Source organism: Chryseotalea sp. WA131a, assembly GCA_025370075.1.
GTDB lineage: Bacteria > Bacteroidota > Bacteroidia > Cytophagales > Cyclobacteriaceae > ELB16-189.
The window spans coordinates 139,497-162,649 of record CP073016.1; the positions used below are offsets into that span (position 1 = coordinate 139,497).

General features: G+C 38.1%; 18 protein-coding genes. 1 reads left to right on the forward strand and 17 read right to left on the reverse strand.

Features of this window, described 5'->3' with window-relative positions; all coding sequences use genetic code 11:
• Positions 1-79: 79 nt before the first annotated feature.
• Positions 80-2,755, reverse strand: a complete 2,676-nt coding sequence (locus KA713_00635; GenBank protein ID UXE67143.1) for a PHP domain-containing protein — start codon at positions 2,753-2,755, stop codon at positions 80-82.
• Between the two features lie 174 nt (positions 2,756-2,929).
• Here KA713_00635 and KA713_00640 point away from each other — a divergent pair, with 174 nt between their 5' ends.
• Positions 2,930-4,252, forward strand: a complete 1,323-nt coding sequence (locus KA713_00640) for an IS1380 family transposase (protein ID UXE67144.1) — start codon at positions 2,930-2,932, stop codon at positions 4,250-4,252.
• A gap of 282 nt (positions 4,253-4,534) precedes the next feature.
• On the opposite strand, the gene KA713_00645 is transcribed toward KA713_00640, so the two are convergent.
• The 16 genes from KA713_00645 to KA713_00720 form a co-directional block, all read right to left on the reverse strand.
• Complete coding sequence (locus KA713_00645; protein ID UXE67145.1) at positions 4,535-4,687, reverse strand: hypothetical protein; 153 nt, start codon at positions 4,685-4,687, stop codon at positions 4,535-4,537.
• The gene (locus KA713_00650) at positions 4,674-5,012 is read right to left on the reverse strand and encodes a hypothetical protein (protein ID UXE67146.1); all 339 of its coding nucleotides are present in this window, start codon (positions 5,010-5,012) and stop codon (positions 4,674-4,676) included. The genes KA713_00645 and KA713_00650 overlap by 14 nt, the downstream gene beginning before the upstream one ends.
• A 407-nt stretch (positions 5,013-5,419) precedes the next feature.
• Positions 5,420-6,961: an alpha/beta hydrolase gene (locus tag KA713_00655; protein UXE67147.1), complete on the reverse strand. Its 1,542-nt coding sequence runs from the start codon at positions 6,959-6,961 to the stop codon at positions 5,420-5,422.
• 740 nt (positions 6,962-7,701) lie between these two features.
• On the reverse strand, positions 7,702-8,151 hold the full coding sequence (locus tag KA713_00660; GenBank protein UXE67148.1) for a DUF4375 domain-containing protein: 450 nt from the start codon (positions 8,149-8,151) through the stop codon (positions 7,702-7,704).
• Between the two features lie 657 nt (positions 8,152-8,808).
• Complete coding sequence (locus tag KA713_00665; protein UXE67149.1) at positions 8,809-9,420, reverse strand: hypothetical protein; 612 nt, start codon at positions 9,418-9,420, stop codon at positions 8,809-8,811.
• 188 nt (positions 9,421-9,608) lie between these two features.
• Positions 9,609-10,292: an HAD family phosphatase gene (locus tag KA713_00670; protein UXE67150.1), complete on the reverse strand. Its 684-nt coding sequence runs from the start codon at positions 10,290-10,292 to the stop codon at positions 9,609-9,611.
• A 216-nt stretch (positions 10,293-10,508) separates the two neighbouring features.
• A complete protein-coding gene (locus KA713_00675; protein ID UXE67151.1) occupies positions 10,509-11,312 on the reverse strand; it encodes a hypothetical protein in 804 nt (267 codons plus the stop codon).
• A gap of 160 nt (positions 11,313-11,472) precedes the next feature.
• Positions 11,473-11,928 (reverse strand): hypothetical protein, encoded by a 456-nt coding sequence (locus KA713_00680; protein ID UXE67152.1) that lies wholly within the window; start codon positions 11,926-11,928, stop codon positions 11,473-11,475.
• A 186-nt stretch (positions 11,929-12,114) separates the two neighbouring features.
• A complete protein-coding gene (locus tag KA713_00685) occupies positions 12,115-12,684 on the reverse strand; it encodes a hypothetical protein (protein UXE67153.1) in 570 nt (189 codons plus the stop codon).
• Positions 12,685-12,867: 183 nt separating this feature from the next.
• The gene (locus KA713_00690) at positions 12,868-13,293 is read right to left on the reverse strand and encodes a hypothetical protein (protein ID UXE67154.1); all 426 of its coding nucleotides are present in this window, start codon (positions 13,291-13,293) and stop codon (positions 12,868-12,870) included.
• A gap of 517 nt (positions 13,294-13,810) precedes the next feature.
• Positions 13,811-13,987, reverse strand: a complete 177-nt coding sequence (locus tag KA713_00695; GenBank protein ID UXE67155.1) for a hypothetical protein — start codon at positions 13,985-13,987, stop codon at positions 13,811-13,813.
• Positions 13,988-14,643: 656 nt separating this feature from the next.
• Entirely contained in the window at positions 14,644-15,657 is a 1,014-nt protein-coding gene (locus KA713_00700; protein ID UXE67156.1) for a nucleotidyl transferase AbiEii/AbiGii toxin family protein, read from the reverse strand.
• Positions 15,650-16,246, reverse strand: coding sequence for a type IV toxin-antitoxin system AbiEi family antitoxin domain-containing protein (locus KA713_00705; protein UXE67157.1), 597 nt, complete (start codon positions 16,244-16,246; stop codon positions 15,650-15,652). The genes KA713_00700 and KA713_00705 overlap by 8 nt, the downstream gene beginning before the upstream one ends.
• Positions 16,247-16,334: 88 nt before the next feature.
• On the reverse strand, positions 16,335-18,992 hold the full coding sequence (locus KA713_00710) for an IS66 family transposase (GenBank protein ID UXE67158.1): 2,658 nt from the start codon (positions 18,990-18,992) through the stop codon (positions 16,335-16,337).
• A gap of 430 nt (positions 18,993-19,422) precedes the next feature.
• Positions 19,423-21,072, reverse strand: coding sequence for a beta-lactamase family protein (locus KA713_00715; protein UXE67159.1), 1,650 nt, complete (start codon positions 21,070-21,072; stop codon positions 19,423-19,425).
• 68 nt (positions 21,073-21,140) lie between these two features.
• Complete coding sequence (locus KA713_00720) at positions 21,141-22,355, reverse strand: AraC family transcriptional regulator (GenBank protein ID UXE67160.1); 1,215 nt, start codon at positions 22,353-22,355, stop codon at positions 21,141-21,143.
• Positions 22,356-23,153: the final 798 nt, after the last annotated feature.

Consider the following 23,153-nt stretch of genomic DNA (forward strand, 5'->3'; position numbering starts at 1 on the left):
AAATTTGCCTACTCTAATATGGATTTTCGGCTTACTCCATTTGAATATTATTTGGAAATTCCTTTTTCAATATTGTTAATTATACTCCATATATTTCCTTCCTTTTAATGAATGCCTTTTCTCCCCCTTCTAATATGGCACAAGTAACTTTCTTCGTTGCAGAATTATCAATTGAACCTCGGTCAATTACATGTGTTTTATCACTGGTACTTTTCAAGGGAACAATTAATTCTGCATCTCCCAAAACTGCTATGTTTGCGTTGTGTGTTACAATTATTACTTGCCTGTGTTCTTTAATCCTTCTTAGATTTTTCACAAGTGTTTTGTAAATAAATTCACTATCCAAATTATCCTCGGGTTGGTCAATTAGCAATGGACAATTCCTATTTGAGAAAAGCAATATTGACAAAAGAATTGATTGTTGCTGCCCAAGAGATAGCTTTGAAAAATCCTTTTTTATGTAAGCATCTTTACCGTCTTTGTCAGTGTATTTCCTAGTCAAGGTAATTGTAGAAACATCTTCAAACGAACATCTTTCAATTTGTGATAGAATAGAAGGAGAAGATAGAACCGAAATAATTTGGTCTGCATCCGACTTAGAAAAAACAAATGAGCCGTCTGATTTAATTGCTTGAAGTAAAGTTGAGTTTTTCTTTTTTATTGAATCTAAAAAATCGTTGTATGAAATGCTACTAACAATAATATCAGCCTTCGGAACTTGAGATGTTCGCCAACCCATTGAATCTTTAATTATAGTTGAAAGTGACGGAGAATACAAGCCTTGATAAATCTTTATGTCAATGTTGAAATCAACTACAGTTGCCTTCAAATTTTCATTAACCCTATAAACGAATTCATATCGCTTTCTAAATACATTCTGTTTTATTTCTTTCCTTTTTTCTAAAAGTCCTTTTCTTTCCTCTGTCAATTTTAAAAGCTCCGCTTTCTTCAAATTCAACTCGCTCAACTTCATTGCATAATCACTCGCATCTTTGGTTACTTTTCTAATGAACGCTAGGTCTAATTTACCACCTTTAGCTTCAATCTCTTTTCTTATTTCTTCAATTTTATTTTGAGAAGTGCTTTCCTTTTCCTTCCAAGTATTTAGTTTTTCATTTATCAGATTTACAACGGCTGTTGAATCAGTTGTAATAGTTGCTGAATGGTTATCAATATCCTTTGAGAATTTTTCCACTATGCTTTTTACGTCCTTAAATTCTTCCTTTCCTATGATTATTTTGTCCTCCTTAAAACTAATGACTAAATCAAAAACTGTTTTATCTGCTAGACTTTTTGTGATGCCTTTTATTAAAGTATTAAGGTGTGTCACAAGTTCACTTCTTAATGATTTTTCATTTGCAAGTCCTTCTTCAAGCTCTACAACTTCTTTAGCATTTTTTGCTTTCAATGCTTTAACTTGTTCGTCAGCATTGTTCTTTGCCTTTTCAATTTGCGGGATAGTATTAATGTCAATTGTTAATCTTTCTATTGATGTTTGATTATCCAAAAGTTCTTGGCATATTTCATCATCTTCATCTTTTAGATTTCCAAAATCAACAAAGCCATCAAAAAAGTTTATCAATACGCCCGGGTCTTTATCACAATGCTGAATTGTTTCTGCTGTTTCGCCTTGGCCAAAACTTTCAATTTGAATTTCAGTTATTCCATTTGCAGGGTCGGTTGCATTAATTACATCCTTTTGTTTGTCCTTTACCAGTATTTGTTGACGACCGCTTTCATCTTCATACAACAATGAGATCCTTTCGGGCCAAACTTCATTGTCTACTAAGCTTGCTCTGCAAGTATTGCCAGATGCTGCTCTTATTGATTCCAAAACTGTTGATTTGCCCGCACCTCTTCCGCCTATAATGCAAGTTAGGTTCTTGCTCAATTTTACCGTTTGAGTGTCGAGAAAACCACCATCAAATTTTAATCCGACAAAATGAGGAACAGTAGGTGGGATCAAATCTTCTATCCTAACTCTTGCTGTAGAATCAATTAAAGCAATTTTGAATGAAAGAAAATTCAATTCATCCATTTTTAATCGGGTAATTTTTTTATTGCCTACTGCATTTTTTCCTAGTGCAGTCAATACATGAGAATCAGAAGACATCAACTTTGCAATATCATAAGTGTGGTCTTCGTTAATCGCTGTTCTTCTGATGTTGATTAATCCTTTTCTTTCAGGCGATGTGTCCCTATCAGTAAACCAATTTTCATTAGCTGCTAATGAAATTTCTAGTCCAAGTAAACTCGGATGCTTTAATACAGCTTCTTTGAAAGGTGTGTAGCCTTTCATGTATAATTCAAATCCACTGTCCAAATCAATGTGTGCTGCAACTCCAAAACCGCCCAATGCTTGGGCGAAGCCCAAACATTGGGTTATTGTATGGTTGCACATTTTTTTGTCGGCAGTAATGTTTAACTGTCCATAAAAAGTTCGTAACGATTGAAAGTCGGGAAGATAAACTAACAAGTGTCCTTCAGTTGTCGAAAGTTCAACACCTGATAAAACAAGAATTGGTTTGCCAACTGCATAGTCAATTGTCGGTTTAACGTTGTTGATTTCATTATGGTCTGTAATACTTATGACTTGAATATTCTCTTGTATAGCTAAGTCAACAATATTTTGAGGCGTCATTGTCGTGTCCTTCACATCATAAGAACCATTTTCACCAAAAGTGTGAATATGTAAATCAGCACGAACAAATTTTGCTCCGTCAGAATTAATGTCTATTTCTTCTTTTAAACTCATGCTGTCAGTTGTATTGGTATAGCGTTGGCAAAAAATGGCTCTTTTGGTTTTGCGAAGGGTCGGCTTGTGTGGCGGGCAAATCCAAATGTGCCATTTGTGCGGCTGGCTAAAATTGTTTTTAAACCCAGATTTTGCAGTAGAATGAAATAGTGACAAGGTGTCTTATATTTGAATATGGAACACCACTATACCGATAAATTAGTAACAGCGTGGGGCGGGATGAAAGAGATGAAAATATTGATTGACCAAACTGGGATCAGCAAGAAGTTGGCCGAGCTTGGTTTGCCTGAGAGCAAGAGTAACAACCGGATAGATGCCGTGGGTATAATAGAGAGTTTTTGGGTGGGCATCTGGATTGGTTGCTTTCGTTTTAGTCACACAGCGGTGGTGCGGGTTGATGAAGTGTTGCGCCAGATATTTGGATGGAAGCGGGTTGCTTCGGGGACCACCTTCGGGCGTTTCTTTAAAAAGTTTACGCCCTCAATGAACCACCAAATTTTCATTGAACTGTACACGTGGTTTTTTGAGCAGATCCAATTCGACAATTACACGTTGGATATGGACAGCAGTGTGATCACCCGTTACGGGGAACAGGAAGGCAGCAAAAAAGGGTACAACCCCAAGAAGCCTGGCCGTGGCAGCCATCATCCCTTGTTTGCTTTTGTCAATGACATACGCATGGTGGCCAATTGCTGGAACCGCAGCGGCAATACAGGGAGCAACAGCAACTGCATCCATTTTTTAGAAGAGACCTTTGCCATCCTCAAAAACAAAACAGTAGGGTTGTTCAGGGCCGATAGTGGGTTTTGTACCGGTACAGTCTTGGATTTCATTGAGCAGAGAAATATCCCCTACGTCATTGCCTGTAAGCTGTATGCCAATTTACAAGCCAGCATTTATGGTATCACCCAATGGAATGCGATAGGCGAAGGCTTATGGGTATCGGAAATAAACTACCAGCAAGGCGGCTGGGGCAAAGCCCGTAGGATTGTGGTCATCAAACAAAGTGAAGAAATCAGGGCCAGGGCAACGGGTAAGAAGCTCAAGACATTATTCAGCAGCGTGGGCATAGCGGACGAAAAAGTGTACCGCAAAAGGTACCATGCCTTTGTCACTAACCAAGCCCTGCCGGCAACAGAAATATGGGAACAATATAAGCGCAGGGGTGATGCCGAAAACAGGATCAAGGAGTTGAAAGAAGATTTCGGTACAGAAGGCTTTTGCATGGATAGTTTTTGTGCTACTGAAACAGCTATGCGCTTTGTGATGGTAGCCTATAATTTGATGAGCCTGTTCCGCCAAATAACCCATCAAAAACAGCCACAGCCCAAGCTTTCCACATTAAGGTTCAACTGCTTTGCAGTTGGAAGTTGGGTGGAGCAGGAAGCCCAAAAATGGGTACTGAAAATGTCCGTCCCACTCAAAAGAAGGCAATGGTATGATGGATTATTCTCAAATGTCCAAAAAATAAACCTGCCACTAAGTCTGACTGGATAGTTCTACTGCAAAATCTGGGTTAAAAAATGTGCGGTGGGAAAAAATAAAAATACAGAAGCGTTGGCTTTCGGGTCGGCTGTCTGATGGTTCATTTGTCCAGTCACTTGTTTATGTTTTATTTTGTCGTTCATTGTTGCACTGTCGTCTTTTAGGCTTGCAGGTAACGGTTAGCTTATTGCTGGCGGGCAATTAAAACCTGCGCCCTGTCCAACGTGATAAAGATAAATAAAGAACTACAAACTTCAATGACGCACTGTCCCGCCCGCTTGCAATAAGCTTTTGTTATGCACAGGGCTTATTGGTCGTCTCTAATTTACGTCTTTTGAAGTATTCAATGATTTCATCCTTTGTCATCTTCGATAACTTCTCGCTTAATTTGTCGCGTTGCTGTCTCATAAAATCTACAGCGTCAAATTGTTTCTCAATCGTCTTCATATTTTTCAAATTCTCTAGGTGAACGTATCTCAATTTGTCGATAACCATTCTTTATGTTAATGGAATTGTACCCACGAATTCTTTGCACATTAACAATGTGTTTGAAATTCCAACTTATCAAAAAGTCAGCTCGATTTATTGTCGCCAGAGCAATGTGCAAACAATCAGCAAAACTGGTTTGACCTACCACTTTTTCTGTAATATACTCTGTTGCCAATTCTACTGCTTCGGCTGTCGTGTCCAAAAACTCAGTCGACCCGATTTTAAGGCCTCTTACAAGTTCTTTTACTTTGGCAGGAGCATTTTCAAGCTCATCTTGCGTCACTGTCTAAAATAACAAAGTGAACTCCTCGTCTCTTAGTCGGTCAAAGAGGGGAATTGTATGATCGGAAAACTCCTCGTCAAAGTAACCACCAAAAACAGATGTGTCGATATATATTCTTTGTTTCACGGCTCGAATTTACGAAAAATAGTCCTAAGTCGCCTAGCAGATAAATACTGGTCTTGATGCTTGAAGTTTTCCCTATCAGATGAGGAAAATCTGTCCCCAAGCCTTGTGCATAACGTGAGTATTTGCGTTCGAGCGGGGCTTCCGAAGCCGCGCGGTGTCCCCGACACCGAACGCATTAATGATACGAAAACGTTGGATTACGCGTCAACCCCGCTTGACGCAAATACATTGTTGTAGGCAGCCCCATTAACCTGCACTTTTTTCGAACACCATAATCGTTGTCATTTCTGTCCCAATTTCCTAAGCTTCTCAATAGCATTTTGGTTTTGAGGATCTAATTTAAGCGAGAGGTTAAAATTCTTCTTAGCCAATTCGTTGTTACCCTGAACTAAATACCCCTCTGCAAGACTATCAAAGCCGTTTGCGGAATTTGGGTAGAGAATAGTATTTAAACTTAGAATATTTACTCCCTCTTGGACTTTTCCCTTGAATAAAAGTTGAAGTCCAAGATTGTTTAATTTCCATTCTTGAAGTTCAAAGTCAGTATTGTTCCGCTTTAGAGTTTTGACTAACCCTTCTAAATCTTTATAATCTTGTTCCTGAGCAGCTACATTGAAATCTTGAAAACTCAAACTTCTTTTTGTTGGAATTTTCGATTTAATCGTAATTGAATTCCCGGGGACTCCATTTGAGGTTGGGTCGTTGTCCAAAAATTGTTTGGATAACTTGTCATTTTTTAGGAATGCATTTAGGAAATGCAATGTGTAATTAGTCATCCAACCATAAGAGGAAATTATTTCCTTGTCGCTTTTATCTTGCCTTGGGTCGCGGTCTTGGAAAAGAACGCCCATCGAACTAAAATAAGAATGAGTCAAGTCATTAAATTTTAAGTAATATGCTTGACTGTGTTTCAATGAGTCGTAGAAGTCGAATCGTTTGTTCAATGTTGTATCTATTTTGTCCGCAATCATTACAGGCAAAGGTATGTCCTTTTGTGACATGAAAATGAATGGGACATTGACCCTTGATAAATTAGCGTAGCTCGATGTTAAAATTTTTTCAAATTGATATTTTATACTACCATCTAGACATACTAACGCTTTTATTCGCTCATTTTTCATTTGTGCTAACACATTTGAAATGCCGCCAAAACTAAAACCGATCACGGATAACTTGTCCAAGTCAGCATTTACTAAAGTCGAAGCTTCACCGATTAAAAACTCTATGTCGCTAGCTTGCGTCTCAATATCTCTAGTTGTTCCACCATCAAGAAACCTGTTTTCTGTTCCACGGCTGGGACAAGAAAGGACTATGTATCCATGACTGGCCAGAAATTCACAGAGAGCAAAGTTCTCCACGGACGATGCTTGATAGCTTGGAGCATAGATGACCACAGGAAATTTCCCGGTGATTAGTCGAGTATTAAAATTTGCTTTTGTTTCTAATTCTAATTGTCCTCTGTTATGCTCATTGTCTGAGTAATAGAACCAACTTAGTATCCTCTCATCTGGCAAGCTTTCCCATTCCTCTTCTTGCTTTAAGATGGTCATGTAGTTCTTAACTTTCAAAATAGTCTTTGTTGAAGTCTTTTCGGTAGGATACCAAATACTGATAGAAATTGGTCTGGCTAAAACTTTGTTGTCCCAGTCGTAGATACGTCTGTATGATCTGGTATTGTCGTCTTTTTTATAGTTTCTAAAACCAACTTTATATTTACCATAGACCAAATTTAAATTGTCCCCAAAGACCTGAGCCATTGTCACGTCTCCAAAATGGATAAATATTATTGTCGTAAGTGCCGTAAGAAAGTTAATTTTGCTCATTGTTGGTTGCTTTATTAAAAGACAACTAAGTTCAGGTTTGCCCCCATTGTCCCTTTACACAGTACCCTTTGTTTCGATAGGCAAAAATGTCGAAATGGGGTTGCCTACAACGATTTGGCTTGCAGAAGGCGGGCAATTAAAAACTTGCGCTTTCTCCCACGTGATAAAATAAATAAAACGCACTGAACTTTCCTAACGCACACTCCGCCCGCTTTTCTGCAAGCTAGTGTTATGGCCAGTTTGCAACCGAGCTTAGGTTTTTAATGTCGACCGAGCAAAAGGAAAAATGTCCACCGATAAGTTTTGCGAACAAGTCGTCCAGCGCAAGAACTTTGTCGTCCGCCAGAAAGTGTCGTTAAGAGTTGTCGCGCGAGAATGGGTCGTCCGATTGCTGCAAATGTTTCCGAGGCGAGTCGTTAATGAGCAAAAAATGTCCACAAGGAAAAAAGTTTAAACAAGTGTGGCTTTGACTTTTTAAATTTCCTGTCTGTCGTTTGAAGCAAAGTCCGCGGAATATTGATGAATTGTCAACTAGCAGAAGTCAGTCGTATACAAATTAGTCGTCAGCGAAATTGGGGACGCACACTCGTCCCGCAAATTGGCCATAACGTTTAGCTTATTGCTGGCGGGCAATTAAAACCTGCGCTCTGTCCAACGAGATAAAGATAAATAAAGAACTACAAACTTCAATGACGCACAGTCCCGCCCGCTTGCAATAAGCTTTTGTTAGCGGGCGTTTTTTAGTCCATAAACTTTTCAATATTGTCAAACACGAATTTTTGTCTTAAGGGATCAATGTCGTCCAGTTCATAATACTTATCGTCACAGGGCGTCAAGTTAGGATTTCTTTCTTCAACGAATTGTTCCTTCTGTTCATTAAAAATCTTTATTGCTTCATTTAATATGTCTAGGTGTTTGTCCGCCCTAATTTCCTTAAGACCGACTAAGGCTGAATCGGTTAAGTCGTCTGAATTTAAAAAAAATTGGTCAAACCCACCATTTCTAACTTCAGCGTCCAACACGGATGTCGCAAGTACAGCTTTTAACAAATTGTCGTTTTCTGTGTCTTTAAATTTCTCACCAAATGTCCCTAAGTAAATGTCGCTCGCTTTGTTATAAACAAGCTCGTCTAATTGTCCTATGTCCAAATTCTTAATGGTGTCAGGATTTATTTTTGTCTTGATTATCATGTAGGTCTATCTTTAAAATGCCCGCTAACGGTTTGGCTTGCAGAAGGCGGGCAATTAAAACCTACGCCTTCTCCCACGAGATAAAATAAATGAAACGCACTGAACTTTCCTAACGCACGTTCCGCCCGCTTTTCTGCAAGCCTGTGTTATGGCCAGTTTGCAACCGAGCTTAAGGTTTGAGTGTCGACCGTGCAAAAGGAAAAATGTCCACCGAGAAGTCTCGCGAGCCAGTCGTCCAGCGCAAGAGTTTTGGTCGTCCGCCATAAAATGTCGTTAAGAGTTGTCGTGTGCGAACAGGTCGACCGATTGTAAATGTTTCGGAGTCGAGTCGTTAACGAGCAAAAAATGTCGACAAGGAAAAAAGTTTAAACAAGTGCGGCTTTGATTTTTAAATTTCCCGTCAGTCGTTTGAAGCAAAGTCCGCGCAATGTTTATGGATTTGTCAGCGGGTCGAAGTCAGCCGTCTATTAATTTGTCGTCACCGAAATTATGGAGTAGCACTCGTCCCGCAAATTGGCCATAACGTTTGGCTTGTGGCAGGCGGGCAATTTAATACCTGCGCTTTGTCCCACACGCCAAGATAAATAAAGAACTGCACACTTCAATGGCGCACAGTCCCGCCCGCTTGCCACAAGCTTTTGTTAGCAGCTGGTGCATTTAGTCCTCACTTTTTACTCCAGTCCAAAGCAACTTGTCAATGAATCTATTTAGTCGAATTGTTTCAAGGTCTCGAAGGTCGTTCTTATAACTCGATTCAATGTCGTTTAAATAGGTTTTCATCGACTCAAATGTCTCGATAGCAAAGTCCAAATTCTCTTTCTTGAATTTTTCCATCCTCGGAATGTAGTCGGAGTAAATATTAGTCCTCTGTCCCAAAGATTTCTTAGCTAAGTTGTCGAAAGGGAAGATTGTCCAAGGGTCATTAAGGAATGATATTTTTGATGACAACGAAGTCATGATTTTTTCATGAGTCAGTCCACGGTCGCAAAGATGTCGAGCAAATTTGTCCACGTTAATGGCGGCCGAGCCAGCAATCCATGTTTTCGTCTCAGTCAAAAGTTCTCCAACCTTTTCTTTTTTTACATTTCTCATTACTCGAAATTCAATCAAGAACTGATAAAAAGTCCCCGTTGACTTTTTTAAATAGTCAGCCGTTGTCAGCCTGTCGCTCTTAAAGTTTTGAAATTGTCGAATGTAGTTTAAATCCGAGTTGTAAGTCGATAAAAAGTTTCCAATGCTTTTAATTCTCTTATTTCTGTCTGTCGTCATTGTCCAAATGCGCTTGCTGCTAACGTTTGTGTTTCTTCAGTGGTGCGCTTCCGAAGCCGCGCCCTGTCCCCGACACAAAACGTTGAACGAAGATATAAACTTTGGATTACACCTCACCGCACCATTGAAGAAACATTTTGTTGGCGGTTCGTGCTTTTTCCACTCTGTCTGGCGCATTTGCTTTTACGTCAGCCAAAGTTTGACGTGGCAATAAAGCTAAAGTGTCTCGCGTTTAATATTTTTGGTAGCTCTTCAAAGTCGTAAAAGACTATCGCTCCTTCGTCCGCCAATAATTTTGAATTGTTTTGGTTGGCAAAACCAAAAACGTTAAAACCACCTTGCTTTGCTGCAACGACCCCCGCTTTACTGTCTTCAATTACAATACATTCGGCTGGCGAAAATCCCATTTCTCTAGCCGCATAAAGAAATATATCGGGTTCAGGCTTCCAACTATTGATTTGATAAGAACTAAAGACATTGTCACCGAACCTTTTATAAAGTCCAGTTACGGTTAAATTATTTTTAATTTTTTCTACTGGTCCACTTGACGCCACGCAATACGGAATTGATAAATCCTCAATGAATTTCTTTACACCTTTAATTGGTTTTAATTCCGTCTTAAAGGCAGAATAAGTTCGAATTCGATATTCCTTTTCAAAGTCCGAAGTCAATTTCCCATCAATTTTACTTTCGATTTGTTGGAGAATGTCTTTAAAACTCCTACCGCTAAAATTCCTTATTGCTTCTTGCATTGACATAACAAGTCCGAATTCTTTTGTCATTTCAAGCAGGATTCTGTTACTAATTTCTTCGCTGTCAACTAAGACACCATCGCAGTCGAAAATTATCAAGTTAATTTTCTTATTCTTCATTTCATCTGTCTTCCCGAGTTGCTAGTCGTGCTAGTCGTTGTGATGTCCCGTGAAGCATGACCGCCAACGTGAGTATTTGCGTTCGAGCGGGGCTTCCGAAGCCACGCCTTGTCCCCGACAACGAACGCATTAAAGATACGAAAACGTTGGATTACGCGTCAACCCCGCTTGACGCAAATACATTGTTGGCTGCCGTATCTACATGCGTGTCTTCGGCTACTTTAATCCGTACATTATTTCAATATCTTCAACTTCAGTATCTGTCAACCATAAAGGAAACGAGTCTATGAACTCTCGAATTCTATTTTTTTGATTTTCGTCCAGATTAAAAAGGGAATTGGCGTTGACATGTTCGAAGCGAGCTGAATCATTTATTCTTAGTTTTAATAGAATCGGTCCACGCGCTAATTTATTTTTTAGTCCTGTGAAATTGGAAGCATAAAACAAGTAAAGTCCCAAGTCACTAGGCAAAATAAATGGGACGTTATTGTCATCCTTCCACTTTATCGTTGAATAATAGTTTGAATTACCGGTGTATAGCATGGAATTACTTGCATTATTTGTTGATATTAAATTTCCAATACCAACTTTGTACACTTCGTCTTTATTGATTTCATGCGGTACCCGTTCAGCGAGTTCTATGGCCAGATTCTGATTTGTTAATTCTCTGTCAATGAAAACTTTCCTAAATTCTTGATCAATGTAGTGGATTCCGTCCTGTGTTCTAATCGTGATGGTAACCGCAGGAAATTGTGCAGGAAATTGATATACAAAAAAGTCCACCAAAAGAATATCTCCGGTAGACTGTATCTTGGTCACAATTTCAAATCCCTTTTTCTCAAAGACTTCGCTTACTTTGACTTCAATGTCCCTTGCGGATGTCCTAGCTGTCACGAACCTCTCGCCTCGAAGAATATTTGCCTTAATAAGGACTTTTGATGTCCCGTATGAGCTTAAATATGACAAGCTAAGAATTAGAACTAAGAATTTTTTTGTTACTACTAAATTTAAGTCTCTCATCTTTGTCGTTTGATATGGCAGCCAACGTTTAGCTTATTGCTGGCGGGCAATTAAAACCTACGCCCTGTCCAACGAGATAAAGATAAATAAAGAACCACAAACTTCAATGACGCACAGTCCCGCCCGCTTGCAATAAGCTTTTGTTGGGCGCTGGCCATTATCACTTGGTCTTTATTCCTTGTCCAATCTGAAATGATTCAAAGTGAGCAATATAAATTATCCAGTCCCAGTTCTTATGAATAACAACAAGGTCGTCCGATGAAGGATAAAAGAAGTCGTCCCAATTGTCTGTAAATGTTTTCAAGTCGATTAAAAGAGTATGTTGCGCTGAAAACCAAGTCAACACAATGTTGTCATTTGTTTGCGCTAATTCTTTCAATCTTTTAGTTACCGAGTCGTAATTGTCGGCAAACTCTATTGTTTCAAAAGTATCGAACCTGTCCTTGTTAAGTGCGTAGTCCGTAATAAAATTGCCCGTATTAAGTCTGTCCCAAATTAAACTCGCTGCTGCTTCGTCAATGACTTTGATTTTGTTTAGGACGTCTAACTTGTCGTCAAAACGCCAGTAAATGTGCGGCTTGTCAAAGGTTATATGTTTCTCTAAATCGTTTATCACTTGTCTGTCCTTAACGGCTTGCGCCCAACGGTTAGCTTATTGCTGGCGGGCAATTAAAACCTGCGCCCTGTCCAACGAGATAAAGATAAGTAAAGAACCACAAACTTCAATGACCCACAGTCCCGCCCGCTTGCAATAAGCTTTTGTTGTGCGCTGGCCTACTATTAAGTCCTGTGGTTATTAAAGTCATATTTTTTTGAAATTAATCTTTCCACAATGAATTTCTTTGTCGTTAATTCTATAAAAAAGATTTTCCCCTTTTAAAGTAAACCCTGTTCGTAATGTACCATCTACCCCTCTATTGAAGAGTGTCACGATATAAAATGCATTTGATTCCTTTGGATTAATAGTTTTCTTTAATGAAGATTTTTTTCTTATATTTTTATTTAAAAAGAATTCTAAATCTGATAGACCATAATTAAATAATTTTTCTTTCTCAAGTGTCATTGTATCAGAAGGAAGCAAAAGTTTAAAGTATCGTCCTGCTGAAGATGCAAGCTCAAGTGAATCTGCAGGAAAATCAATCGTTAATGTAAAAGGATTATCTGTTTCATTTATTATACGAGTCCAAAATACAGCATAAATGTACACCTTACCTTTTTCGTCAGTATATTTTAGTCCACCTTTTGGTAAGCTGTTTTGAATTATTACTCCTTTTACGTCCGAACGAGTGTACTTTGATTCAGTGTCAATAGAAGTTTGTCCTATTGCAGTCAACCAAACCGTCAATAGCGTGATAGTAATCAATATTCTCATAAGTCTGTTGTTAATCTGTCCTGAAGGCTTGCGCACAACGTTAATATTTGCGATCGGGCGGGAATTTGGAACCGCGTCCTGTCCCCGACACCGAATGGAATAAAGATAACAAAACTTTGAACTACACGTCAACCCCGCCTGGCGCAAATATATTGTTGGGCGTTCGTGCATTTCTCCGCGCAATTAATCGTAGTCAATAACTTTCGTTATGTCTTTATACAAAAAATAAGTGTCGATTGAATCTCTTTCTAATGAAAATTTTAGTCCAACTAGCTCCGCTCCCGAATAAGCATGTCCTTGTGTTTTTTGAATTCCTTCCATTTTTGTCCAGTCGGTCACACGAACAAGTGCGTTAGCACAGACTTTGTCGCCTGAAATTTGTATGTCGATAAATTCTCCTTTTTCATTTTTTAAGTATTTATTAAGCCAAAAGTCTATTTTATCATATTCTAACTCCATTAATTTTACGATTTCGTTTTGATATTCAATTTGGTCAGGCTTATACTCCTTAAAAATCTGATTTGTATTCACGCAGTCAGGTTTTCCACAACGCACAATTGTCAAAATACATAAAGTTATTAAAATCGGTGCTCTGAAAACAATTCTCATTATTCTGGTTTTTTTTATCAATAATTCATTTAATGTGCGTCTCTAGGCGCATGACGCCCAACGGCTACGTGTGGGCGCAGGTTGATAAAAACATTCACACCCCTCCCACGAAATAAATTAACTAAATAAATTCAAACTTTCCAACAGCAAACCCCACAACTTGCGCCCACACAATGTTAGGGGCGGTTTCTCGTCTTCCCACGTGCGGGAGGAGCGCACTAGACCGTGGCTTCGTCAGGATGAACGGAGGACGCCAGAAGTCGTGATCGTTGATGAGTTTTTTTTCCTGCGAGGCCTGCGGGCCGCGCGGTCGGCCGTGCGATGGGTTGCCACCTGCACATTTTCAAGAACGATCTTAATTCCCAAATCGCCCCTAACGTGAGGCTTGCAGAAGGCGGGCAATTAAAACCTGCGCCTTCTCCCACGTGATAAAATAAATGAAACGCACTGAACTTTCCTAGCGCACACTCCGCCCGCTTTTCTGCAAGCTAGTGTTATGGCCAGTTTGCAACCAAGCTCAGGTTTTAATGTCGACCGAGCAAAAGAAAATATCGTCTACCGAAAAGTCTGCGAGTAAGTCGTCCAGCGAAAGAGTTTGGTCGTCCGCCAGAAAGTGTCGCTGAGAGTTGTCGTGTGAAAGGTCGTCTGATTGCAAATGATTCCGAGGCGAGTCGTCCACGAAGAAAAATGTCACCGAAGGAAAAAAGTTTAAACAAGTGCGGCTTCAATTTTTAGATTTAATTCAGTCGTTTGAAGCAAAGTCCGCGGAATATTGATGAATTGTCAACGAACAGAAGTCAGTCGTCTACTAACTAATCGTCAGCGAAATTGGGGACGCACACTCGTCCCGCAAATTGGCCATAACGGCTACGTGTGGGCGCAGGTTGATAAAAACATTCACACCCCTCCCACGAAATAAATTAACTAAATAAATTCAAACTTTCCAACAGCAAACCCCACAACTTGCGCCCACACAATGTTAGGGGCGGTTTCTCGTCTTCCCACGTGCGGGAGGAGCGCACTAGACCGTGGCTTCGTCAGGATGAACGGAGGACGCCAGAAGTCGTGATCGTTGATGAGTTTTTTTTCCTGCGAGGCCTGCGGGCCGCGCGGTCGGCCGTGCGGTGGGTTGCCACCTGCACATTTTCAAGAACGATCTTAATTCCCAAATCGCCCCTAACGGTTTGGCGCTTGGCGAAGAAGCGGATTTCGAAGAACTAAACTGTCTGTCAGCACTGAACTTGACACGAAGCACAAAGCTTCAATTAAGCACTAAACCCGCTTTTTTGCCAAACGCCTGTTATGCCTTCGTTCTTCTTTCGTCAGTATCATCGTCAGTTAAGGTTATCGTTATATTGCATTTATTCGCTTTTGCAATTCAGTCAGTCTGTTTATAAGTTGATCAAAATCTAATGGGTTATCGTAAATCATACTCCCTTTCATTTCTTCATAGTCAGCTTTCCACATTTTTATGATGGAGTCGGGCGGAATAAATTTAATGTTTTCAGGATTATGTTTTGCATAATCAATTCCTGAAATAGCTGTGAATTTACTACGATGTCTTACGATTGTGTTGTATAGTTCCCTATCTTGCAATGCAATTTCTGCGTATTCAGTTTGGCAAAGTTTTTCAATGTCGTAAAGGTGTCTACTAAGACGTTCAACTCGTATTTTACCAAACGGTTTCTGAAATTCTTCGTGCAATAAAAATATCTTTTCTAAAAATGTCCGTTCAGGATTTACAATAGGAATTGTTATTGGTTTGTCTGTAAAAGGATTATCTGTGTAGATTTCAGAAATAAATGTTCCGAAAGTTCTTTGCGTAAACGGTTCTTTTAATGAACGGCTACCCACCTCAACTAAAACACCGGGTTTCAGATATGTGTCTGTTTCCGTGAGTTTGTTGTAATAGATTTCAATAATTAAAGGGTCTTGGTCGTGATTTTCTACTTCTCGAGGTTTTACGGTTAGATCTTTGAAACCCAATTCGACAAATTTATTTTTCAATTCTTCGGTAAAAACTTCCGAGATAAATTGAAACGATTTTCTTCTAAGTTTTCTGATTTCGCCTTTTGTGAGTTCGCCCGAAAAACCAAGAAATTCTCTATCTAATGCCAAATCAATATCTTCTGAAAATCTGTGTATAACGTTCCAACCTTTGCTTAGCGAAGTTCCACCTTTGAAAATCAAGGCGTTTGCACAATCCATTGAGAAAATCACGGATAAGGTATGTACTACCCACCAATCTTTTTCTGCGGCTGATGAAGAAGGCAAGCCGATTTGTCGGCTTGTTTCTGTAAACAATCTGATTTTGGTTTCATCGGGTAGCTGAAACCATTCTTGTAAATGTGTGAACTTATTCATTGTCTGTCATCAATTTTCGAATCCAAACAGGTGCTAATTGCAAATCGTGTTGCAAGTGTTTTGGATTTTCATTTTTCAAAATCTTCTTTATCTGTTTTATTTCTTCGGCTGTTGCTTGGTCTTTGCCGATTGTCCGCAATGCCTGAATTGTCAATGTGCTGATTTCGCCAACAAACGCCAAGTTTTTAGAGCTCGCTTTTTTAAATGTAATGGTTTGTTTCCCGATTTTGATTTTTCGTGCTGAAGTGTCGGAATAAAAAACAATATTTAAAGGAACTTGCATTGTCAAACCCAATTTATACATTGCATAACTGCCTGTCGGTATTACGGTTGCTCTGTCCCTTTTCGCAATGGCAAACGCAATTTGCTCAATGCTCGGAAATACTTTTCCAATGTAATTATCAATTACAGGTCGAACATAAATACCTTGTGCAACTCGTTCTATTTCTCCCGATTTTACTAAGCGTTCCAATGCCTTGTTTGCCGATTTGGTGTTGGCAATTTTGGTAAAACTGTCCACAAAGAAAAGTGTTCCTCTTGGGCTTCGCTTTATCTGGTCTAATACTTGTATTTCAATGCTTTTTGACATTTTTACTCTTTAATCTTGTCGCAAATTTAGTAAATATTTGCGACAAGGAAACGAATTGAGAATGATGTTTCTATAAATGTTGAAACGGTTACTTTTCTGAATATTCATAAATGCTTTTCTCGCCAGATTTTAAAAACTCAAAGAAATTTAGCCCTTGATATTTGCAGGTTTGAAGTATAGAAAGTAAAATCAAGTGATGTTCTATATTTTTCTTTGTAAGGCTTTTACTGATTTTTTTTCTCCATTTAGCAAATGGCTTTATAGAGTGTTCTGCATTATTGTTGTTCCAAGGAATGCCATCGTGATTTAAAAACAAAAATAATTTTTCTTTATATTTGATAAATCGTTTTTGATATGAAATGGCTAAGTCAGATTCAAATTCTTGTAAGATGACTTTCTTGTAAAATTTTTCTACCTCTTTTTTATGCTTGTTCAAATGAATTTTTTTCAAACCATATTTGTCAATAGTTGCAATTATATTCCTTAGAAGGTTTCCAAATTCTGATATTATCTGTTTAAATTCTTCATCCAATTGATGTTTCATAAAATCTTCATTCAAATCACGAATCAGATGAACTAAACATTTTTGTTGTTCGCACTCCATAGAATCATATCCTGTATAAAAATCAGAAACTAAAACACCTTTAAAATCTTGTAATAATTCTTTCAAAAAATTAGGTTCTCGTGTTTCCCTGAATTGATAATAAACGCTATCATAATTTGCAAAAACCCATACATATCCATCAATTTCATTAATTCGGGCAATGGTTTCATCAATATGAATAAGTTTTGACTGGCTCATTTTCTTGATAATTTCATTGTACGTTTCTTCATATTTTGTGGCAATAATTTCTTTGAAACGTGTCATTTGGGTTGCAGATGACTTTATAGAGAAAGAGTCTTTTAACACATTTACAATACTCTCTGTACTTAGTTTATATTGTATTTTTTGATTCACCGACCACAACATTAAATTATGTCCATAGGTTGGCAATCTTCTCATATCCTCTACCATAAAGTTTTTTCTGCATTTTTTGCAAAAGTATGCTCCACCTTGATATTCTATGACTTGTTTCTTTATTCCCGACTTCATAAATACCAAATCGATTTGTGGCTTTTTGCTACTTCTGATTATTTTAATGTCTTTGTTATTGCATTTTATACATTTATCAGGAAATAGGTTGATTCGTTTGTCAATGCGATTGTATTGCTTTGAAGTTTGTTTGGTTTTAGAAATGGCTGTATAAACTTTTCGTTCGGTTCGTAGAAAAATATGTTGTCTTTGGTAGTCGAAATACGCTTTTGCATTGATTTCGTTAAAATGTTCAAGAGCAAAAACAGTTACACCCCATTTGAAAATATTTTGCTGTTTAATACTATTTGCTAAAACCGTTTTGTCATTATTTTCGGAAAGTGAAATAAGCCATTCCTGAACTTTTATCAATGCCTTGCAATCTTCAATATTATAGGTCGTCAATTTTTCTTTCAGGTTGCTTGTTGGATTCAATTCCCAATTATACCTCCAAATAATGCTTAGCAGTCCCGATGCTTTTTCGTCTGTCCAATTAAATTCCAAATAGTTTGCTATATCTTTTAATCCGTTGGTGTATGTTGGAATGTATATATCGTTAGAAAATAGTGTAAGCACATTGAACGAGTTTTCAATGATTTTATTTATTCTGTTTTGATAGAGCGAAGGAAGTTTCTTGGCAATTCGTTTTAAAGTCTGAATTTCATAAGAACCGTAATGATAAAGAATAAAATCATTTTGAGTGTTCATCAAATCAATGAATTGTATGAAAATATCTTGTTGTTCGGTAGCATCATTTGCCCAAAACGAGTATTCTGTTGCTAAATTTTCCGTTTTGACGATTACTCCAATCAAGTAATAAAAATCTCTGTCTGGAATTCCCTCAATATCAAAAAATATTTTAGTTGTTTTTTTCTCTAGTTCAGGCAACTTTTGGATAAAAATTTTTTGTTCCCGAATTGCCAATGCCTTCAATTCAGGAAGAAACTTACGTCTTCGGTATGGATTTTTTTTTGGTCGAAAAGTATACGATAACTGCTTTACTGAAAAAATACCTCTGTTGTTTTTCTGTTCAATTTCTTTGGGTTTTAAATTTCCTAAAAGGCTCAAATCATCTCTTTCTTTTAACTTTTCCGAACATATAGGGTTAAACTCACAAATTTGACAATGGCTGATTTTATAAAATAAGAGAGGTGTTTTACTTTTTTTGATTTGTTCAATCGTAGTAATGGCTCTCTTTATATCTTTTGCTAGGTTGCTCAATTTTACTTTTGTGCTTTTCTGCTGATTGCCAAATATTATTTTGGCTTCCTCAATTTTGAAATTGAAGTTTTGTTTTAGATAATGGGATTCTAACGCAATGAATAGTTTATCAGATTTTTGGACTTTCTCAAACGGAGAAATAAGAATAGGTGTAAAACTGTTTCTCTGGTTGTAATAAATTCCGTCCAATCTTAAATCTACTTCCGTGTTTTTGAATGAAATTTGAAGTTGTATTTTCCCTTTTTCAAACTTTAAATCAGACGAATAATCAATATTGTGGAAATTTGAATCTAATGAAAGCTTTGTTTGGATTACCGATTGTTGTTTTTGTTTTAGTGTTTCAAAAACAGTTTGAAATTCTGTTTTAGGTAATAGATTTTCCTGAACCTTTTTTAAAAAGGCTTTTTGGTTGCAATGAATAATGGCGTGTAGAATTTCATTGGTTATTTTCATTAAGCCAAGTGTTTACATTTTGGTTAGCCTTTTGCTTTATGTTATTGAATTCGGGTCGGTCATTATAGAATGAGGCATAACGTGAGTATTTGCGTTCGAGCGGGGCTTCCGAAGCCGCGTGGTGTCCCCGACACCGAACGCACTAAAGATACGAAAACGTTGGATTACGCGTCAACCCCGCTTGACGCAAATACATTGTTGGCAGTAGTAGAGCCTTTCTCCTCACTTCATTCGAAGCTGTGTCTTTCGTCACACGTTAATGTTACACCACTCTTCATTAGTCAGTCGTGCGGTGGGGCATTTTTCATTGACAACATTTTCCACTTACACGACACTGAGCACACTCTTTGGCTGGCTTGGATGCGGGTCGGACGTGTGGCCTGCCAAAGTGTGTGCGATTTAGGTCTTATCATTTCACGAGGGCTCTGTTTTAGTCCTGTCTGAGGAATTTAACTCTTTCAATCCTGTCGGCACTCAACAAAAACATTTTTGGTGCACTCGCATTGTCAATGTCAAGCACATAATTGTCAACTAGTAACTTTGTTGGTGAGATTAAAAGCCCCTTGGTACTTCTTTGACTGCCAGCTTTAATATTATAACTTTTGTCGCCTACAAATTTAATTTTTATTGCTACGTTAGTTTCTGAATTTATAAATTTCCCATTTAGTGCCTGATAATTGTAACCTGTCCAGTCGCTATTGGACTTTGTCAAGGTATAGGGTGAGTGAGAAGTATAGTAGGCAGTGACTGTCATTTCTCCTTTCTCATTTCTGTTAAACTCTTGCTTAAAGTCCGGGTCATAAGTTTGATGCAAAATGTTATCTGCTTCTCGTTCTAGTTGTACATCGTTGCGTCCAATACGCTTCAAATATAAATTCCCCTCTCGTTTCTCAAATTGAAAAGTAAAATTATCCTCCGTTAGATATATTCCAATCATATCTTCATCACTTACAAAACTGCCCACTTTGTCTGGTTTGGTTATAACATAGGTTGCATCAGCGTTTAGATTAAAAATGACATCAGCCATTTGGCGTGTCTGTGTGTTTGGTGTTGATTTACCTGTATTTGTGAGTGTTATAATAGAAGTCTCTTTGTTGGGAAACCTAATAACCGTGGCTTTCCATGCTCCTGTAGCTCCTTCGTGGAATTTATAATCGAGTCCTTTGTATGTGCCAAATTCTAGTCCATAACCATAATTCTTGATTGTTGAGTTGTCAGTCAATTGTTGGCTCCTTTCTAATATCTGTCTTTTGATATTGTTATCTGTACTTCCCTGAAGAATTTGTTCCCATTGAAGTTGATCCGCCAATGTTGAGAAAATATTCCCATCACCGCAGGCATTCCAAATCCAATTATAAGTTGTCCATTTGTTAAAATTGAAATAAGCTTTTGCTAATGGTCCACGAATATTTTTATAGTTGTCTTCAAAGGACGTGTTGGGCATATTTAGTTTTTTGAACAAGTCATTCGTGTAGGCAACAAAAGATATTCCTGTAACTTTTTCTATAATTGCCGTTAATAGAATATAATTAGTGTTACTATATGAATATTTTGAGCCGGGATCAAAGTTTAATTCCTGCTGTTTCTCTATTAGTTCCAAAGCATCTTTATTGGTAAATGAATGTTCCCACCAAGTCAATCCCTTCAATGACCATAAATCATAAACGTCTCTGATGCCGCTTGTATGATTAAGTAAGTTTTCAACTGTAATCTTTGAATTCTGTCTAGGATAGATAGTCGGCAGATACTTTCTTATATCGTCTGTTAGGCTAATTTTTTTCTCGTCAATCAAAACAAGAATTGCTAATGCTGTGAACTGTTTGCCGTTGGACGCTATGTTAAACCGTGTGTTTCTTGTAATCAAAGTGCTGTCAACCAAATTGGCATATCCCGCGACCCTTTCGTAAACTATTTTTCCATTATTAACAATCCCAGTTGCAATTCCAGGTGCGCCCTTCGGGACGTCCTGTGTCGCAATGGAGTCAAGTCGCTTTATTTGGTTTAGTGTATAAGTGTTTTCGGTTTGCGCAGGGGAAACACTATAGCAACAAATTAAAAGTAGCATTAATAGCAATCTCATTTTCTTTCTTTTTTGCGCAAATCTGCACTTTGGCAAAGTTCAATTCGCCCTAAATCCTGATTTGACACCTACTTTGGGTAGTGTTTTTGAATATATTCCTTTGGACTCAAGGTTGTGTAACGTTTAAAAGCCCTGTTAAATGTTGATTTTGAGTTAAAACCACATTCAAAAGCAAGGCTCAATAATGTTTGAATATCATGTTCTCTCTCTTCAAGTTTTTGCATTAATGCCTTTATTCTATAGAGATTTACAAAGTCGTTGAAGTTCAAATTGAATCCTTGGTTTATTACTTGCGATACTTTCTTGGAGTGAGTACCTAATTTGTTACTTAGGTCTGATATCACAAGTTCCGGATTCTTATACATCTGGTCAACAAGCATTAGTTTTTCAACCTTTTCTTTCCAATTATTTAAGTCCGGTATTTCAACTTTTTCTTCTGATGGCTTATCACTATCTCTGTTAGGTAACTGGTTGTAAGTTTTTATGTCTTCAATGAGCTCAGATTTTAGACTGGAATCAGAATTTGCTTTCAACCCATTAAAAGCGGTGATTGAAAATATATAGTTTGCATAACCACTTATTGATATGTAGTAGAATAGTACTGAAAAGCATAAATAATACCAGAACTTTTTTCCAAATTCATCCCACTCGGGGTTTAGGATAAAGAATAAAATTCTGATGGCTATCAGTATCAAGAATGCTATTAAAAATCGTTGAGCCCATTTAAACATAACAGACTCTGCAAAGCTTATACTATTGTATGTTAGCGTCTTATATTCATTATAAGTTTTGAGACTTTTTATCAAATAGTAAGTTAATGATAGTAGCCCCGCAATTTGATACCAGATTGAAAAATCTTTGTCTTTGCCATCATCATAGAAATAGTATTCATTATAAATTACTTTGTCAGTCAGAAAAACGACAATAGAGTAAATTAGATAGAGTGTAGCTGGTACAAAATGTAAGTAATCACGCCTAGTGAAAATGAACGATTTGTCAAGCAGCGTTTTATAATAAAAATATAGAATAGGTGGTAGCAAAAATAATTGCTGAAATGGGGTGTAAAATAGAATGTCTCTATAAACATCTCTTGAGTACCAACCTGCATATCCCAACATAAAAGGCGCGATATACAGAGAGCATAGCAGTGTAAATAAGCTGAGCCAAGTGCTTGGTTTGTCTTCTGCTTTTAAACCCTTTAAAAAAAGTAAAATAGAGAAGATTAGCCCATGCAAAAAAAATAATAATAGTACGGAGCTTTTAGGGCTGAATGAAAAAAACATTATTTCTTACTTGATTTAGGATTTTCTTTATCTGGTATTTATCTACCTTCTCTATGAATTAGGTTTCTAAAATACCGAAAATATCCTTGTCTCTTATTTTTTAGTGTCCTTGGTGTGGTAGGATTTGGCTCTTGCCATAGCTTTGGTGTCGCGGTGGGCTTGAGCGGCTATGGCATGTGCCAAATGAGAGTGAACTTTCGGAGGTCGACTCTTCTTAAAAATGCGAAGGGTCGGCTGTATTATTTTTGTTCTATCCCACGTTTTTTCAAAGTCCAAGTTGTCCCGAAATCGTTCACTGTCCACGTGGGGAATCTTTGTTAGTAAAATGTCACCCGTTAGATGACAAAAATGTCCGGGCCCTATTACTGCCAACGGCTACGTGTGGGCGCAGGTTGATAAAAACATTCACACCCCTCCCACGAAATAAATTAACTAAATAAATTCAAACTTTCCAACAGCAAACCCCACAACTTGCGCCCACACAATGTTAGGGGCGGTTTCTCGTCTTCCCACGTGCGGGAGGAGCGCACTAGACCGTGGCTTCGTCAGGATGAACGGAGGACGCCAGAAGTCGTGATCGTTGATGAGTTTTTTTCCTGCGAGGCCTGCGGGCCGCGCGGTCGGCCGTGCGGTGGGTTGCCACCTGCACATTTTCAAGAACGATCTTAATTCCCAAATCGCCCCTAACGTGAGTATTTGCGTTCGAGCGGGGCTTCCGAAGCCGCGTGGTGTCCCCGACACCGAACGCACTAAAGATACGAAAACGTTGGATTACGCGTCAACCCCGCTTGACGCAAA